General features: G+C 41.4%; 16 protein-coding genes. 13 read left to right on the top strand and 3 right to left on the bottom strand.

The window, feature by feature from the left end; genetic code table 11:
• Window positions 1-88: 88 nt before the first annotated feature.
• The 4 genes from U1E44_RS15105 (at window position 89) to U1E44_RS15090 (ending at window position 5,286) form a co-directional block, all read left to right on the top strand.
• Window positions 89-1,414 (top strand): DUF3570 domain-containing protein, encoded by a 1,326-nt coding sequence (locus tag U1E44_RS15105; RefSeq protein WP_322931944.1) that lies wholly within the window; start codon window positions 89-91, stop codon window positions 1,412-1,414.
• A 327-nt stretch (window positions 1,415-1,741) separates the two neighbouring features.
• Window positions 1,742-2,344, top strand: a complete 603-nt coding sequence (locus U1E44_RS15100) for a hypothetical protein (RefSeq protein ID WP_322931943.1) — start codon at window positions 1,742-1,744, stop codon at window positions 2,342-2,344.
• A gap of 94 nt (window positions 2,345-2,438) precedes the next feature.
• Complete coding sequence (nhaA, locus tag U1E44_RS15095; RefSeq protein WP_322931942.1) at window positions 2,439-3,770, top strand: Na+/H+ antiporter NhaA; 1,332 nt, start codon at window positions 2,439-2,441, stop codon at window positions 3,768-3,770.
• A gap of 154 nt (window positions 3,771-3,924) precedes the next feature.
• Window positions 3,925-5,286 carry an alkaline phosphatase PhoX gene (locus tag U1E44_RS15090; protein ID WP_322931941.1) on the top strand — a complete coding sequence of 454 codons (1,362 nt, stop codon included), beginning with the start codon at window positions 3,925-3,927 and terminating at the stop codon, window positions 5,284-5,286.
• Between the two features lie 9 nt (window positions 5,287-5,295).
• On the opposite strand, the gene U1E44_RS15085 is transcribed toward U1E44_RS15090, so the two are convergent.
• Window positions 5,296-5,694 (bottom strand): hypothetical protein, encoded by a 399-nt coding sequence (locus U1E44_RS15085; RefSeq protein WP_322931940.1) that lies wholly within the window; start codon window positions 5,692-5,694, stop codon window positions 5,296-5,298.
• A 165-nt stretch (window positions 5,695-5,859) separates the two neighbouring features.
• On the opposite strand from U1E44_RS15085, the gene U1E44_RS15080 reads away from it, so the two are divergent.
• Complete coding sequence (locus tag U1E44_RS15080; RefSeq protein WP_322931939.1) at window positions 5,860-5,982, top strand: hypothetical protein; 123 nt, start codon at window positions 5,860-5,862, stop codon at window positions 5,980-5,982.
• A gap of 149 nt (window positions 5,983-6,131) precedes the next feature.
• On the opposite strand, the gene U1E44_RS15075 is transcribed toward U1E44_RS15080, so the two are convergent.
• Together U1E44_RS15075 and U1E44_RS15070 are read right to left on the bottom strand one after the other, a co-directional pair.
• On the bottom strand, window positions 6,132-6,515 hold the full coding sequence (locus U1E44_RS15075) for a hypothetical protein (RefSeq protein WP_322931938.1): 384 nt from the start codon (window positions 6,513-6,515) through the stop codon (window positions 6,132-6,134).
• A 123-nt stretch (window positions 6,516-6,638) separates the two neighbouring features.
• Window positions 6,639-7,532 carry an MBL fold metallo-hydrolase gene (locus U1E44_RS15070; RefSeq protein ID WP_322931937.1) on the bottom strand — a complete coding sequence of 298 codons (894 nt, stop codon included), beginning with the start codon at window positions 7,530-7,532 and terminating at the stop codon, window positions 6,639-6,641.
• Window positions 7,533-7,912: 380 nt separating this feature from the next.
• Between U1E44_RS15070 and U1E44_RS15065 the strand changes: the two genes are divergently transcribed.
• The 8 genes from U1E44_RS15065 (at window position 7,913) to U1E44_RS15030 (ending at window position 18,027) form a co-directional block, all read left to right on the top strand.
• On the top strand, window positions 7,913-9,322 hold the full coding sequence (locus U1E44_RS15065) for an FAD-dependent oxidoreductase (protein WP_322931936.1): 1,410 nt from the start codon (window positions 7,913-7,915) through the stop codon (window positions 9,320-9,322).
• A 9-nt stretch (window positions 9,323-9,331) separates the two neighbouring features.
• Window positions 9,332-10,849, top strand: coding sequence for an FMN-binding glutamate synthase family protein (locus U1E44_RS15060; protein WP_322931935.1), 1,518 nt, complete (start codon window positions 9,332-9,334; stop codon window positions 10,847-10,849).
• A 46-nt stretch (window positions 10,850-10,895) separates the two neighbouring features.
• Window positions 10,896-11,042, top strand: a complete 147-nt coding sequence (locus tag U1E44_RS15055) for a hypothetical protein (protein ID WP_322931934.1) — start codon at window positions 10,896-10,898, stop codon at window positions 11,040-11,042.
• A gap of 10 nt (window positions 11,043-11,052) precedes the next feature.
• Window positions 11,053-11,928: an alpha/beta hydrolase gene (locus tag U1E44_RS15050; protein ID WP_322931933.1), complete on the top strand. Its 876-nt coding sequence runs from the start codon at window positions 11,053-11,055 to the stop codon at window positions 11,926-11,928.
• A 77-nt stretch (window positions 11,929-12,005) separates the two neighbouring features.
• Entirely contained in the window at window positions 12,006-12,647 is a 642-nt protein-coding gene (locus U1E44_RS15045) for a GDSL-type esterase/lipase family protein (protein WP_322931932.1), read from the top strand.
• A 9-nt stretch (window positions 12,648-12,656) separates the two neighbouring features.
• Window positions 12,657-14,273, top strand: coding sequence for a family 20 glycosylhydrolase (locus tag U1E44_RS15040; protein WP_322931931.1), 1,617 nt, complete (start codon window positions 12,657-12,659; stop codon window positions 14,271-14,273).
• A gap of 690 nt (window positions 14,274-14,963) precedes the next feature.
• The gene (gene eutB / locus U1E44_RS15035) at window positions 14,964-17,276 is read left to right on the top strand and encodes an ethanolamine ammonia-lyase subunit EutB (protein WP_322931930.1); all 2,313 of its coding nucleotides are present in this window, start codon (window positions 14,964-14,966) and stop codon (window positions 17,274-17,276) included.
• A 61-nt stretch (window positions 17,277-17,337) separates the two neighbouring features.
• Window positions 17,338-18,027: a hypothetical protein gene (locus U1E44_RS15030; protein WP_322931929.1), complete on the top strand. Its 690-nt coding sequence runs from the start codon at window positions 17,338-17,340 to the stop codon at window positions 18,025-18,027.
• The last annotated feature ends 43 nt before the right edge of the window (window positions 18,028-18,070 follow it).

Here is an 18,070-nt window from a genome sequence, read left to right as displayed (position 1 = left end):
ATTGACTCTATACAAACCAAACTTAAAAAAAGGAGCTCATACTTCTTTAACGCAAACATTTACAAATCGCTTTTAAAGCAAGAAACGCATGAAAAATTGGATGGTAGTACACGTTGCCCTTGTAGGATGTTTTATCGGTTCCACCTATGGCCAACAAACACCGGTAGAGAGTTATAAAAAGCGCGTTTTAGAAACCACAGAGGTCAACTTTTTATCGAGCTATTATTCTCAAGACGGCGATAATGCGGCAGTAACGGGAGGTTTTGGTACCGAAGAACTGACCGACTTTACCAGTACTTTTGTGGTTGCGATTCCGCTAACCGACGACGATGTACTTACTATAGATGCGGGAATTTCTGCCTACACATCAGCTTCTTCCAGCAATATAGACCCGTTTGACAGTAGCAATCCGGCAGACCCCTTTGTAGAAAGCACAGGTTCCTCCAGAAGCGATCTGTGGGCCAGTGTTTCAGGCACCTACACCCACAGCTCCGACGATAGAAACGATATTTGGTCCGCCACCCTTTCTGTTGCTAACGAATACGACTACTTCTCCATTGGGGGAGGCGGTAGTTACACCAAACTTTTTAATGAAAAAAATACAGAAGTTAGTGTTAATGGTCATGTGTATATCGATAGTTGGAAAGCCATATACCCCATAGAATTTAGACAACCCGGCACACCGGGAAGTGAAGACGAAGGTGAAGGCTTTGATATTAATGATTTTGTAGTAACCGGCAACCTTAATTTCAGGGAGGCATTTTCCGAATTTGGGAGCGAGGGGCGTAATACCTATGCCTTGGGCTTTGGGTTTTCTCAGATTCTCTCTAAAAGACTTCAGGTATCGTTGGCCGTTGATTTGGTAGCACAAGACGGATTACTCTCCACACCCTTTCATCGCATTTATTTTAGTGATGTAGAAGATACGTTTATAGAAAATTTTCAACTTGCCAATGATATAGAACGCCTGCCCGATACCCGATTTAAAGTAGCAGTCGGAGGGCGCCTTAATTACTACATTAACGAAATGTTTGTGCTGCGTACCTTTTACCGGTATTATTCAGACGATTGGGGCATAAGCGCCCATACCGCAAGTGTGGAACTCCCTGTGAAAATTGGACAAAAATTTACAGTATACCCCAGTTACCGGTATTACACACAAACTGCAGCCGATTATTTTGCCCCCTTTGAAGGGCACTTATCGAGCAGTACGTTTTATACCTCAGATTTTGACCTTTCCGATTACAATGCCAATCAATACGGCTTTGGCATTAATTACACCGATATTTTCGCTAAATTTCACTTATGGAAATGGGGGCTAAAGAGTATCGATGTAAAATACAATTCCTACGACAGGAGCAATACCCTTAGCTCCAGTATCATTACTACAGGTTTTACCTTCGTAATGGATTAAAATTATAAATAATTTGTATTTTTGGGGAATCACCGTTCATTGGAGGTGGGTGTACTAAAGTTTTAAAAAACACCGATGCTGCCATTTTACGGTACTGTTATTTAACGATTAGAATCCCCATTCTTATCCATTTATTCCCTAAAAACTACCCAAAAAGTGTATGTGGGGCAGTATTTGCTGTTTTTCGTCATAGAATTTGGGATGGCAACAATTCAACCTTTTAGGTAAACATGCTTTGCTTGGTAAGCCATTTTTAAAATAATCGATTTACTAATGTTATTACCTGTGCCTAAAAAGTACCACCTGCTCGTTAAAACTATCTTTTGTTTGATAGGCCTTATTGTCCTTACCGGCTGTATAAGCCCAAAATCAAAATACCAAAAAGAATATAGTTTGCTGTGGAAGGAATTGATTAAATCTGAAGCATGGCAAAACTCACTGATGGCTAGAAATACGGTGTCTGACAAGCAACAAGCCGATTTGTATAGCTCCACATCAGATATGGTAGTAGTGCGTGAAGGTTTGGATGCAAGTGGTGTGCGGAAAGCACTATTTTTAGCAACATATGACGATCTCGTAGCCCGAGCTTATTTTAAAATTATTTCCCAATCGGAAAAGGCAGACGCACAATTGCAAAAAGAGCACGCCTATTGGAACCATCCGGATCTTGCTAAACGACGTAAAAACGACAAGGATTATAGAAGACAGCTTGCCCTAATCAACCGAAAATACAATGCCCACAAGGCTATGTTAGAAGGCCTAAAATCTTGGAATATTTTTAGTGAAAATCGATCTGGGGATCTCGACTTTTTTAAAGCAGAAAATGAGGAAGCGGCATTAGAACTGTTTAAAAACGGCGTTAGCGAGGATCAAATTGTGAATACCTTGGTTTATAAATTGGCCGATTTGTATCACTTTGAGGAACACTAAAATGCTATAAGATTCCTAAATACCATTCCGATTCCCTTGGCTTTTGCCCTTGTAAATACTATCTTTGGCGATTCCTTTTTTGTTCTAATTTCGTATGAAAAAACAACCAATTGATGTTTGGGTCATAGATCCAATGAAGCACTTTATGAGCAATAGTACTACAAGTGGCATCGTCTTGTTTTCCTCTGCTCTTTTAGCTTTAATCCTAACCAACTCGCCCTGGGCAAATGCCTTTCATCATTTTTGGGAAAATACTTTCTCCATTGGTTTTGGTAAGTATATGGTATCCAAATCGCTGCATCATTGGATAAATGACGGTCTTATGGCTGTATTCTTTTTTGTAGTGGGACTGGAATTAAAACGCGAAATTATTGCCGGCGAATTAAGTAATCCCAAAAATGCCATTCTACCATTAGTTGCCGCACTTGGAGGCATGGTTTTTCCTGCCTTGCTTTACCTTTTCTTTAATCCGGAAGGGCAAGCTTCTAACGGCTGGGGTATTGCCATGGCTACAGATATCGCCTTTGCCTTGGGTGTACTGTATTTGCTTGGTAGTAAAGTACCTACTTCCTTAAAAATATTTTTAACAGCGCTTGCCATTGCCGACGATATCGGTGCCGTTTTGGTCATTGCCTTTTTTTATACCTCAGACATCAACCTAATGAGCCTTGGCGTTGGTGCTCTTTTTTTTGCAATTCTTATAACGGCAAATTTCATTGGGGTAAGAAGCACGCTATTTTATGGTATAGTCGGTATTGGCGGTCTGTGGCTCGCTTTCCTAATGTCTGGAGTCCATGCCACAATTGCTGCAGTTATTGCCGCTTTTACAATTCCTGCGAATGTAAAGGTATCGAACACGTATTTTTCGGAAAAAGCGCAATTGCTATTAGATCAATTTAAAAAAACAGCACCTAACGACAACAGCACGGTAACCCAAGATCAGATGCATATTTTGCAAGATATTCGCACGTATTCCAAAAAAGCCCTTACGCCATTACAACGTTTAGAACACGGATTACACCCTGTGGTTGCCTTTATAATAATGCCTATTTTCGCCCTGAGCAACGCCGGGGTGGCCATAACTTCAGATTTCTTAAATCAACTAAACAGTCCTGTTACCTATGGCATTATCGCCGGTTTAATCCTTGGCAAGGTTTTGGGCGTTACCGGTTTTGTATTTTTAATGCTGAAACTAAAATGGGCTACACTTCCGGAGGGCATGAATAAACTTCATGTTTTTGGCGTCGCCTTTTTGGCCGCAATAGGGTTCACCATGTCGTTATTTATTTCCGAATTGGCTTTTGATGATAAGGAATTGGTAGCACAAGCTAAAATAGGAATTTTAATAGCTTCGCTCACTGCAAGTTTTATTGGCTTTTATCTCATTAAGCTGGCAGGTAAACAAAAGACTCAGACACGCACATAATGGTTTTCATAACTGGGTTAAATTACTATTATCAAGCACAACGAAAGTAGCACCGGTTTCTACTTTGATCTATTTTTACGACAAAAAATATATTGAAACTATTGCGTATGGGTAATTCAACGTCTCTAGAAGCATAATTAAATTTCACAAAAGCATGGATTCTATTTCGAGAAAACAATTTTTACAACAGTCTCTAGCGGCTTCCGCCGGCTTTTACGGCCTATCGCTATATCTTTTTAATCCGGAAAAAATAATAGCCGCTACCCTATCCGCCCAAAACAAATGGTTAGAAATTCCTGCCGGATTTAAGGTCGAAGTCATTTCCGAAATGGGTCAGAAAATGGCCGACGGATTGCATGTCCCCGGACGGGCAGATGGTATGGGAGCATTTCATATCAATGGAAAAACAATCATTATTCGCAACCATGAAATAAGTCCCAATGACACTAAAAACAGCGCCTTTGGAAAACGTAATAAACTTGCAAACAAACTACCTAAAGGGTATTTTTTTGATTTTGGACACGGTACAAATCCAAGTTTAGGAGGCACCACCACGCTTGTATTTAACGAGCATACCGGAAAGGTAGAAACACAATTTTTAAGCTTGGCAGGAACCAACAGAAACTGTGCCGGTGGAATAACGCCTTGGGGGACTTGGATTAGCTGCGAAGAAGATGTGACACCTAAAATGGCCGACAACGAAACCGAGCACGGCTATAATTTTGAGATTTCTGCTAAGGCCAACAATATTACAAAGCCCATTCCCTTAAAGGCGATGGGTAGATTTAACCATGAGGCCGTAAGTGTGAATCCCAAGTCCGGATTTGTGTACCAAACCGAAGACGCCGGAGATGGACTTATTTATCGATTTATTCCCAAAACCAAAGAAAAATTAGCCGATGGCGGCATCTTGCAAGCACTAAAAATTAAAGATCAATGGGGCTTTGACACCCGAAACTGGGAAGATAAAACACTATCCATTGGCGATTCCTTGGAGGTAGAATGGATTACGCTTGATGATGTAGAAGCTCCTAAAAATGACCTCCGACTTAGAGGGCGCAACCAAGGTGCAGCTGTTTTTGCGCGTGGAGAAGGCATGTGGTATGGCAATAACGAAATATACTTTGCATGCACCAATGGTGGCAAGAAAAATTTGGGACAAGTTTTTAAATACATTCCTTCGCCAAATGAAGGCACTGATGCAGAGGACAATGCTCCAGGCAAATTGGTTCTGTTTGCTGAATCTGATGATTTTGATACCTTGAAAAATTGCGATAACCTCACTATTGCCCCATGGGGAGACGTTATTCTGTGCGAAGATCATCCCGACGCCTATATTCGAGGCATTACGCCCAATGGCAAAGCCTATACCATAGCCCGAAACATTTTTTCTAAGTCAGAATTGGCCGGTGCTTGCTTTTCACCCAGCGGGAAATATCTCTTTGTAAACATCCAGGAAGAAGGCCTCACGCTGGCCATTTCAGGGCCATGGGAGACCTTACGGAGCGGTTTATAAGTAATGCGTTTAATGTACGTACCACACCGAACGCTCAAACTTTGCGAGTAGGGTTCCCATATGTTGTTGAACTTCTTCAAATTCCTTGGACTCCCCTATCTTTTCCACATCTGCAGCCCGGGCATCAAGGTTGGGATACTCGCACTCCCAAATGACATACGGTTGCCCATCTACAGTATCAATACGTTGTAATACACGCCCCACGGGCAGTTGCAATTTCGCCCGAACGGCTGAAGCATGCAAACGCCATTGAAACACTTCGGTTTCTAACCCGGGTTTAGGATAGTATAGGTTTTGAACTACGATTTTTGTGGCCGGTAGATTTTCTGTGCTCTGCGCAGAAACCAGCGACGCTGAAAAAATTATAAAAGACAAAGTAACGTAAAGAAAAAACGGATAAAACTTCATAGGCTACACTGTTAAAAACAAATAAGATTGTATCAAATATAGCAATAACCATTCAGGTATGGTAGTTCGGCGAATACAAGCAAGTGCATGAATCACAAAGCCTCAAAAGATGTCTTTCCATAAATTTTAGTTTAGCAGGTAACCGATTTTTCGTTGTCAAAACAAATGAATAAAAACATTCAAGAAACAATCGAAACTCCTGTTGATCAAATATTGCATACGAAATCGCAAGACAATTTAGCCGACACCAAAGACTCATATTACCAAATAAGTCAATTGGTGTATTAATTTTCCGAATTGGCGAAAGACAAAAATCAAATTATTGAGAATACCTAAAAAATGAAATGGTTAAAACCATTTTAAAATTATGATACATCAACAATAGCCCACGGTTTAAACCGTGGGCTATTAAAACAGCTATCTACTGTATCCTTTCTTTACAAAGGTGCACCAACGGCCACGTCGCAGCGATGGCCCGGTTGTCCGTGTGCCGGATTTACATTAGCCGTATTGGTTACTACAGAAGCCTGATTTACCGGAGCAAACACCGAAGGTGCCGTAGTACTAGCACTGCCATTTAAGGGAGCACCCACCTGAATATCGCAACGGTGTCCGGGTTCGCCATGCGCAGGATTCACCGTAAGCCCTGAATTGGACACCACTGTTTTGGAAGCGGGCAACACCAAAGGTTCTGCTGGTTCTGCCGCTATTTGTGCCTCGGGAAGCCGTTCTACGGCATTTTTTTGGTTACAACTTTCTAATAAAAAAACAACACAAAAAGTAAGTACAAAGAAACGTAGATGATGGGTTTGGAACTTCATTTTCAAGTATTTTACTGCGTTAGAAAGGGCTGCTAAACAAGCCCATTGTATTAACCAAAAAAAGGAGGTTTTTCGTATAATTACAGTCAAATTTAACATTTAATTGGGTTATTAACCCGTACTTTATTCCTGTTCTAAGGGCGCAACCAGGCTATCATAAAATAATTGACGAATACGTTCTCCGTTTATAAATCCGGTGCCAAATTGCAAAGCATCGTATTTTTGCGTCAGGGAGGCATCGGCCAATATTGCCTCTTTCGTTTTCCCGGATTGTATAGCCCCTGAAATATTTTTCTCCAAATAACGCAGCATTTCTAAAAAATCTTGATATTCTTCTTTGGTTGCCAATTCCCCATGACCGGGAATAATTACCGTATCTTCATTGATCAGCATTAGGGCGTGTTCTACAGATTTTATATAGCCTTGTACGTCGCCCCCCGAATTTAGATCGATATAGGGATATCGACCATTAAAAAATAAATCGCCGGTGTGCAATACATTACTGGTCATAAAATACACCATGGCATCCCCATCGGTATGCCCCCTATGACTATGAAAAAAAGTGATTTCCTCATCGTCGAAATGGAAATTTAATCCGTTCGCGAAGGTAATTTCGGGTAATGCATCCGATTGAGATAGATTTTTCGTTGTCTGATCGTCTTTCAATCTTTTTCTAACATTCTCATGTGCCACTATGGTGGTACCCATGGCACCAATATTTGTATTTCCACCCGTATGATCACCATGCCAATGGGTATTTAGCAAAAAATGAACCGGTTTATCGCTCACCGTGCGCACCGCAGCTAAAATTTTTGGGGTCATATCAGCAAACTGATCATCTACCAAAAGCACTTTATCTACACCAGCGAGAACCGCTATATTACCGCCTCTTCCCTTTAACATTTTTACATTACCCTGTGCTTGAATAATTTCAATAAGAACATCCTGATTTTGCCCCTGTACGGCACTTACAAAAAATAAGGCTGCAAAGGCCCCTTTAAGGGTTATTGTTTTCAATTTGAATTGCATTATGGTCTTTTCTTAATACGATTGAAATTATAGTAAAGAAAGCGTATTTTTAATTGATACGCGAACATTTGGTCTTTCAACTAAAGGATAAATTACATGCACATCAAACGATTTGCGTCAAACTATACCAAATTTTAGAAAAGGAACCTTTCTCAACCATGATACGCCAGCCTCCTCCCTAAAGGCTTATGTATCGTCTCATTTTTTCCTATAGGCCTCATTTCTCAACAGTCCAAAAGACGTTCTCTAAGCCCTTTAGTTATGTTGTGCTACCTTTTGCGACAGAAACAAAAGTGAACTTAGGTGCAGCGAATCATTTTAAATCCTATATTTTTATGGCTCTTAACTATTTTTAAAATTTAATGTAAATGCAGATTACCATGTATGGGGCAGAATGGTGTCCCGATTGCCGAAGAACCAAAGACTTTTTACAAAAAAACAATGTTGACTACAACTATATAAATGTAGATATAGATCCCGAGGCCAGTAAAATAGTTGAGGGCATCAATAACGGAAAACGGATCATCCCCACGCTTCTTATCGATGGTACAAGCTACAGTAATCCTCAAAACTATAAACTAGCCGCTCTATTAGGCATCAATGGGCAAGGTAAAATTGTAGTTTATGGTGCCGATTGGTGTCCCGATTGCCGAAGAGCAAAACGGTTTTTACAGGACAACCAGCTCAACTTTGTCTTTGTAGATGTCGATAGCACACCCGAAGCGGCCGATTTTGTTACAAAAATCAACAATGGCAAACGCATTATCCCCACTATTACTCTAAACGAAAAAGCATATACTAATCCTGACAATAAGACCCTTACCGAGATTTTAAAATTAGACGCCCCTGCGGATAAACGTATTTACGACGTGGTGATCGTTGGTGGTGGCGCTGCCGGACTCACTACCGCCATTTATGCGCAACGCGACAAGTATGATGCGCTTATTTTAGAGCGAAAAAATATAGGAGGGAATGCCTTTATAACAAAAAAAATTGAGAATTACCCGGGGTTTAATGAAGTATCCGGCCCGGATTTAATGGACAGAATGGAACAACAGGCTGCCACCTTAGGTGCTAAAATTGAAACCGGAGAGGACGTAACCTTAATCGAAAAAACGGAACATCATTTTAAAATACACACCACATCCAAAACTTTCTTTGGTAAAACTATTGTAATTGCCACGGGAAGCACCTACCGCACGCTGGGAATATCCGGTGAAGAAGAACTCATTGGTGCCGGCATCCATTTCTGCGCTACCTGTGACGGTGCTTTCTATAGAGATAAAGAGGTTATTGTTATTGGCGGTGGTAACTCAGCCTTAGAGGAAGGTATGTTTTTGGCCGGATTCTGTAAAAAAATAACCCTAATTCATCGCTCAAAGGAATTTTCGGCCACGGAAACCTACATTGAAAAACTAAAATCCTTTAAAAATATAGACGTAGTATTGAACCACACCCCTACGAAGTTTGTTGCGGGCACTTCGGGCACATTTAAGGCTGTACAGGTGGTAAACAATGAAACTGAAAAACCACTGGAAATTGCTGCAGATGGCGTATTTATTTTTATTGGATTGATACCCAACACCTCATCTTTTGAAGGCCTTTTAAATCTGTCCGATAGTGGGCATATATTAACTAAAGCACTTAACAAAACAAATGTAGAAGGCATATTTGCCGCAGGCGATGTGCGCAAAGGTGCAATTGCTCAGGTTGCTGCTGCGACCGGCGAAGGCGTTGTAGCCAGTTACGGCCTGCGCGACTATTTAACCAACCTGTAAATCATTTCCATGAAACTAAAACCTAGAGAGATTTTTATTTTAACTGCAACCATTGTCGTTGTCCTCATTGGATTCGTATCCATATTTTGGAAACCTATTTTGTGGAGTTTCTTGTTTTTTGCGCCGCTCATCCTTATCGGTATAGGAGATATTTTACAGAAAAAGCAGGCCATTCGAAATAATTTTCCGGTTATTGGTCACTTTAGGTATTTGTTGGAAGCGTTCCGTCCGGAAATACAACAGTACTTTGTAGAAACGGACATGGAGGGAACTCCCGTAAACCGAATGTTCCGATCCTTAGTGTACCAAAGGGCAAAAAATGTGAATGATACAACCCCATTCGGCACAAAATCGGATGTGTATAGAATAGGATACGAATGTATGGCACATTCTATGTACCCCAAGCGCCATGAAGAGGTAGATGCAAATCCCCGAGTGCTTTTTGGAGGACAAAGGTGTACACAACCCTATAGCGGCAGTATTTTAAACATTTCTGCTATGAGTTTTGGCTCATTGAGTAAAAATGCCGTTTTGGCACTAAGCAAAGGCGCAAAACTTGGGGGCTTTGCTCATAATACCGGAGAGGGCGGTATCAGCACTTATCATTTAGAAGGAGGGGGCGATCTTATCTGGCAAATAGGTACAGGATATTTTGGATGCCGTACCGAAGACGGGCACTTTTGTCCCGATAATTTTAAAGCAAATGCCCTGAAAGAAAATGTAAAAATGATAGAAATTAAACTATCTCAAGGTGCGAAACCGGGTCATGGAGGTATTTTACCGGCCGCAAAAAACACGGTTGAAATTGCCACCATAAGAGGGGTAAAACCGTTTACCGATGTACTTTCGCCTCCGTACCATACCGCCTTTAACAACGCAGAAGGCTTGTTGCATTTTGTGCAGCAACTTCGAGATTTATCACAAGGAAAACCGATTGGATTTAAATTGTGTGTAGGTAGTCCTTCGGAGTTCGAAGAAATCTGTGATGCTATGCTAAAAACACAAATCCTTCCCGATTTTATTACGGTAGATGGTGGTGAGGGAGGCACCGGGGCTGCACCGGTAGAGTTCACCAATTCCCTAGGGTTACCGCTGCGCGAAGGCCTGACACTCGTGGTAGACTGCTTAAAAAAACATGGGTTAAAAAAGGAAATTAAAGTGATTGCATCGGGAAAAGTATTTTCCTCTTTTCACATGATTCGCCTAATGGCTTTAGGGGCAGACGCAATAAACAGCGCCCGTGCCATGATGATGGCTATAGGGTGCATACAAGCATTGCAGTGCAATACCAACACCTGCCCGGTGGGAGTGGCTACACAAAATAAAAGCCTTATGAAAGGTTTAGATGTAGGAGATAAATCGATACGGGTGGCAAATTTTCATAAAAGAACCATACATTCTTTTACCGAAATGATTGCGGCTTTAGGGGTTACTGAAGTCAGTGAAATTAAACGGAAACACATCTTACATCGCATGGGGCCCAATAAAATGGTAAGCTACGACGAACTTTATCCGGAGCGCTCATAAATATAAAATACGTCTTTTTTTATGACGCCCTATTTTAGGGCAAAAAATGGAGAATGTAGAAGCATCACTTCGCAATCATCTAAATTTTAGCTTTACCGCCATTGTTAAAATTGGTATCTTTAGCGGACGAAAGGATCACAGTATAGCACACACCGATTTTAAGGCAATCAAAATATATCGTTTTAACACTTAACCCTATAAAAATGAGGAATTCTTTTTTTAGTACCCTTCTCTTATTGTGTACCGCTATAAGCTGGTCTCAAGAAATTATTCAGTTACCCTATAAGCCGTCGTCTACCGTAAGTTGGGAAGGCAGCGAAAAAAGTTATTACTCTGATATATGGCAAACGCAGGTTGTTACCAATGTGTCAGTACCTACTATGGAAGTCTTTAGGCCTAATGCCGAAGAAGCTAATGGCACGGCGGTTATTATTGCCCCTGGTGGCGGTTTATATGCGCTGAGCATCAACAGCGAAGGGAACGATGTCGCAAAATGGCTGAATAAAAAAGGTATCACGGCATTTGTTTTAAAATATCGACTATATCCCACCGGAGCAGATGGTGTAAAAGAAATTACCGAAGCCGGAGCCAGTGTTATTACGAATGTAAAACCCATACTGCCCTTAGCCGTCGAAGATGGATTAAAAACTATTGCCGAAGTACGTGCCAATGCTGCCTTATATAATATTGACCCTAACAAAATTGGGTTTATGGGTTTCTCGGCCGGAGGAGCGGTTACCATGGGGGTAGCCCTACAAGCTACAAAAGAAAATAGACCCAATTTTATAGTTCCTGTATATCCTTGGATGACTGTAGTCGGCGACTATGAAGTGCCCCAAGATGCACCGCCTATGTTGGTAATCTGTGCTTCCGATGACCCGCTAGATTTGGCAGCCCCAAGTGCCTCCTTATATGCCGCATGGCTACAGGCAGGCAAACCGGTAGGCATGCATATGTACGCCAAAGGAGGCCATGGTTTTGGCATGCGAAAACAAAACTTACCTTCAGACAAATGGATTGAACGTTTTTATGAATGGTCTTTGGCCGAAGGCATTACCGTTCCCAGAGGCGGAATGTAATTGGATGAACTCGACTTTTGCGGGTTTTAATTTTGTTCAAATTAAACCTATCTTTCAACGGCAAAAATTGCCCTATAATGAAACTATTATTTTTATTTCTTTGGATTCCGCTTACGGTGCAATCGCAAAATGCCCTCCGCTTTCAGGAAGAGGTAAACGCCATCTATAAAAAATATGAAACGCTCCATGAACCGGAAACGGGAACCATCGTTTTTACCGGTAGTTCCAGCATACGACTGTGGAACGATTTAGAACAGCGATTTCCTGATGCCCATATCGTAAATACGGGTTTCGGCGGTTCTGAAGCTTCCGATCTTTTGGCGTATTCCGAACCCTTAATTCTTCGGTACAAGCCTAAAAAAGTCTTTATCTATGAAGGTGATAATGATATCGCCAATAAAAAAAGGGTAAACGTAGTACTCACTGATTTTCAAAAAATTATAGCCACCATTCATCAACATAACCCAAACACACAAATTGTACTCCTTTCGGCCAAGCCCAGTCCTTCGCGTTGGCATCTCCGCAGAAGGTATAAAAGATTAAATAGAAAAATAGAAACACTTGCGCAACGGCATAGTGCCGTAGCTTATGCTAACATTTGGGATGTGATGCTGGAAAATGGCCGACCAAAAGCGTTTCTTTTCACCCAAGACAACTTGCATATGAATGCCCAAGGTTACGATCTTTGGTATTCCGTTATAAAAAATTACATAAACTAAATCCAACGTATGAGAACCTCACTAGTAACCAAAACCATCATAGTCCTGGTAGGCATTGCCGGGATTATTGCCTGTACCGAAACCCAAAAAAAGAAAGAAATTCTATTTCCGGTCACGGATTTAACGGCAGAAAATCTCATCCCTAAACCCCTAACATCAAACGCTTCCCATAGTGCTTTTGCCTTGGACCAACATACAGCCATTGTAACCACGCCCGATGATGAGTACCATCAGGTGGGTCTATTTTTAGCAGATAAAATTAAAGAACATATACAGCTTAGGATCCCCGTAAATGAAACCAGTCCTGGTCTTGTAGAGCGTGTTGTGTACCTTCAACAAACAGAGGACGCCCATCTTGAAAACCATGAAGCGTATGAACTAACCATCACTAAAGATTCTGTTCGTATTACCTCTAAAAGTGCAGAAGGTGCCTTCCGGGGGGTACAAACCTTACGGCAGCTTATCCCCAATAACAGCAACGACACGCTTGCTCCCCATAAAATGTGGCTCATTCCCACCGGAAAAATTGATGATCATCCCAATTTCGCCTTTCGCGGTGCCATGTTAGATGTGGCGCGGCATTTCTTTAGTGTGGCCGATGTAAAAAAATACATAGACCATTTGGCGTACTATAAGTACAACGTGCTGCACTTACACCTGTCGGACGATCAAGGTTGGCGTATTGAAATAAAGTCATGGCCCAAACTTACCGAAATAGGAGGCAGTACCCAAGTGGGTGGAGGCCCTGGCGGATTTTATACGCAGGAAGACTATAAAGATATTGTAGCGTATGCCGCCAAGCACTATATTACCATTGTGCCGGAAATTGATATGCCGGGGCATACCAATGCGGCCTCTGTAGCCTATCCCTTTTTAAATGGAAATGGAAAAAAGGTTTCTTTGTACACGGGGATGAAAGTAGGTTTTAGCACTTTTGACACCCGTAAAGATACGGTCTATGCCTTTATCGATGATGTAGTACGAGAAATTGCCGCCCTAACGCCCGGACCTTATTTTCATATTGGGGGAGATGAAAGTCATGTGACAAAGAAAAAAGATTACATCCATTTTGTTAATAAGGTAGAAAAAATTGTGCAGAAGTACGGGAAGCGAGTAATTGGTTGGGACGAGATTGTAACCGCCGATTTAGATTCTAATGCTATTGCACAGTTCTGGAGTAGTGCAGAAAATGCTAAAACAGCTGTAGCCAAAGGCATGAAGGTAATTCTTTCACCGGCAAAAAAAGCCTATTTAGATATGCAGTACGATACCCTTTCTAAATATGGACTGCACTGGGCCGGTTACGTTCCGGTAGATACCGCTTATGTATGGACGCCGGAAACGTATGAAGGCATTCCCATAGAAAATATATTGGGTATAGAAGCCCCCTTATGGTCCGAAACAATAGGTACCATAGACGAGTTAGAATATTTGGCATTCCCACGGGTCATTGGGATTGCGGAATTGGGTTGGTCTACTCAAGAAAACAGGGACTGGGAAAATTATAAAGTACGCCTAGGCCACCAAGCCCCGTATTTGGAACGAATGAATGTTAAGTACTACCCCGATGCGAAAATAGACTGGCAAAAGAGCCAGTATACCTATAAGGATATTGGTAAAGATTAGTTTGGGGCAGTTACGCTACAGAGGGCGGCAAAAATAGTTAGCCACGGGTAGTGTAGTGAAATTTTGGAATAAAAAATTTCTTTAAACTGACTATCCCCGAAGCAAGCCATAGGGGTAGGTATACTTCTACTGCGTTCAGTACGGGTTTCGCCAGTTTCATTTTGGCCTTTGGGTCAAAAACCGAAATTTTGTATTTTACCTCACCCGGAACTGCAAAAAGGCAGTTCCGACCTCTCCAAAGGAGCGATAAATAGGAAACCCCGACCCAAGGGTCGGGGAATCTTTAGAATAAATTAGTAAAAAAAGGAATCCGTGATATACTGTAATAGTACTCCAAAAAAACGATTCTCATCGTCCTAGAGGTAATGGAATATTGCCACAGGCAAAGGTGCACTTTCTCTACGATTTCTTACCCTAATCAGAAACCCAAGCACGCTGAACCATAACTACAGTAGCCATGGCTAAAAGGAGGCTCCTTGTACCCCATGTAGTTATACAATGACCCTTAGGATATCTACGCCTCCTAATTTTATAGTAAAATCAGGGGTTCTGTTCACAGAAAGAAAAATCCTTTGTATCTTTAAAAAGCGTTTCACATAAGGTTTTTAGCAAGGTTTAACAAAAGGGAATAGCACTCCTTTAGCGTGAAATAATACGCAACCACTAACTTAACAATGAACGTAGCAGGTTATGACCCCAATATCCCGAAAGCGATTTATGGCACAAACAGGCATCTTAGCATCAACCCTAATCCTCACCAAGGGATGTGGTCTAATTTCGGATTCGAAGCTAAATCACGAACATACAGGTGTTCATGTGGGCACTCCGCAGCCGGGCGAAGATCTATTTTCGTACATACAACGGACTACCGGAGGTAAGAATCTTAGCCTTTACCGTCAAATTCTAGGGGCAGCAAATGAATTTAAAGAAGGAGATCTTACGCTTGGTATTTCGGCCGATTCTGAAGCCTCTCGCAAGAATGCCCGAACCCTGTTGTTCCAGACCAAAATAGGCGATATAAATACACATCCTGTTTATGAAGACGATGTTTGGCGACTGATTCGCACAGATACCACCGCTGATCCGGAGGTGGAACAAATGACGTTGTATGAACTAAAACAATTCGTACTAACCCGATCTGAAGCGGATATTAAAAAAATAATGCCCGCATTGAGTAGTGATTGTATCGGCTGTTTGGTAAAATTGATGCCGAACCAAGACCTTATTGAGGTAGGACAAAAGGTATTCAATCCGTTGCCCAACAGTAAAATTGGCAGCAAGGGATATCTTAGTGCGCGCATACAGCCCAACTCCCCTACCGATAATATTGAAGATATTACATGGCAGGTATTCAATGCCTGGTCCTACGCCGTGGGCGATCTCGTATTAGGCACAAATCCTGTATCTAGCGAGTCCGCTTCCGTTGCCAAAATAGAAGCCGCCCTTTTTGATATCATAACCACTTTTAAACTTCAAGACATCATACCCCATTGTGTGTTGGCGCATATTGATGTACAAGCCGAGGTGGAAAAAAAACAGCCGGGCACCACAGGCGTGTGGTTTCAGAGTTTGGCCGGTACGGTAAATGCCAATGCCACTTTTGATGTTACCATTGCGAAAATGGTACAACACCTATCGAAACGAACAGGGCAATACGGTTTGTATGGCGAAACCGGACAGGGTGCCGATTTTACGAACGGACACGGTGAAGGTTTTGATATGGTACTGCACGAATCTCGAAAATATGGTTTTGTTCGGGCCTTAAAAGCGGCGATGACAAAAGGAAAATCACCCGATAAAACGCCTTGGGTTTTTGTAAATGATGTAGCAGGGTTTATTGGTCCCGAGGTATTTCGTACCAAAGAACAACTAGTGCGCTGTTGTCTGGAAGATACGGTTATGGGCAAACTTCACGGGCTTACCATTGGTTTAGATATTTGTTCTACACTGCATATGGATGTTACCTTAGACGACCTTAATTGGTGCATAGATCAGATTATGCCTGCCAATCCGGCCTATCTTATGGCACTACCTACCAAAAACGACCCCATGCTTAGTTACCTTACTACGGCCTTTAACGACCATGTTAGAATTCGACATCAATTTGGGTATAAAGTAAACGATGCCATGTGGGACTTTTTTAAAAAATTAGAGGTGATTGATGAATTAGGCCATCCTACTTTACATTTTGGCGATCCACTTTGGGTATATTACCAATACCAACGGGCTAAAAATGATACCCGAAGTAAGAAAACGATTTACGAAGAAGGACAACAATGTATGCAACGCATCCAAACCAGAGGCGTTCCTATTGCGCAAGGTTTTGGGAAAAATCATTGGGATTTAGAGCCCAAACTGGAGGCGGAAGTCCGCCGATTATATGAAGATGCCAAAATAAGCCTGTGGACCGAAATGAATGCCAACTTTGTAGCTTCTATTTCAGGGGCAACCCACATTTGTACAAAGTCGGTAGATCGACAGGATTATGTGTATCATCCCGAATCCGGAGAAAAATTAAGTCCTAAAGCGATCGCCATAGTAAACAATGTACGCAGGCAATGGGGCAATGACCAGCCCGATGTGCAACTCCTTATTTCGGACGGACTCAATGCAAGAGCCTTAATGGATGAGGGGCATCTGCGGCCATTTCTGGAGCGCCTTCGACAAGGGCTACAGCACAACGGATTTCGTGTATCAAACGAACACATTGTAATTACCCACGGTAGAGTACGTGCAGGATACGCGTGTGGAGAATTGCTGTTTGGTGCTTCTGAAAATGCTATGAAAAAAGGCATCATCCACATTATAGGGGAACGTCCAGGTTCGGGACATCATAATTTTTCGGCCTATCTTACAGCAGCAACACCCCAAATTTGGAATAAAAAGGGTTCGGTAGATCATAATATAACACGAGTAATATCCGGTATTTCCGATACCGCACTTACTCCTGAAAAAGCCGTGATAGAAACCTTACAGATTTTTGAAGGGTTGATGCATTCCTAAAAAATAAGCACTTCGTAAAAAATAAAGTACTTTTAATTGCTTTTTTAAGAAGAACATTGCCATGATTCAAAACATCCCGGATGCGTATTTTCACGCACAAACAGAAAAAACAGATTTTTTAGTTCATGATTTTAAAATGACCAAAGAAGTGGTCAAAAATAAGGTAAACCTTACCTCCAATATGTTCAGCTTTTTACAGACCGGAGAAAAAAAAGTACATTTTGAAAATGCATTTGTAGAAGTAAACAAAAGTCAATCTGTTCTTATACGATCTGGCAATTGTTTAATGACCGAATTACCCGATAATGACCATGTATATTACTGCAAGCTCTTCTTTTTTACCGACAAAAGCATTGCAAATTTCCTAAAAAAACATGAAGATGTACTAGGTAATTACGTAAAACAACAACATCCGGAGTCTCCATTTTTTGTGATTCAAAATGATGATTTTATTTTTTCGTTTGTTAATTCGATCACCATAATTTTAAATTTAAAAACGCCCCTTAAACCGTTGTTAGACGTTAAATTCGAGGAAATTATGTTGTACCTATGTCATAAATACGAAGCGCAGTTCATTAATTATATTCGAGGCTGTGCAGCGTCCACTACCCGCACAACGTTTAAAAACATTGTAGAAGCCAATATCAACTCTGACCTTAACCTATCGGAAATTGCGTTTTTAGCCAACATGAGCCTATCCACCTTTAAACGTCATTTTATAATTTCCCCCAAAAATAGGACAGTAATTTAAGTTTAATTTTTTATTCTAAATTTACTGTATTATGGAACGCAGA

It is taken from the genome of Aurantibrevibacter litoralis (assembly GCF_034651555.1).
Lineage (GTDB): Bacteria > Bacteroidota > Bacteroidia > Flavobacteriales > Flavobacteriaceae > Aurantibrevibacter > Aurantibrevibacter litoralis.
The sequence above is the reverse complement of the archived record's forward strand: the minus strand, read 5'-3'. Positions and strand labels throughout refer to the sequence as shown.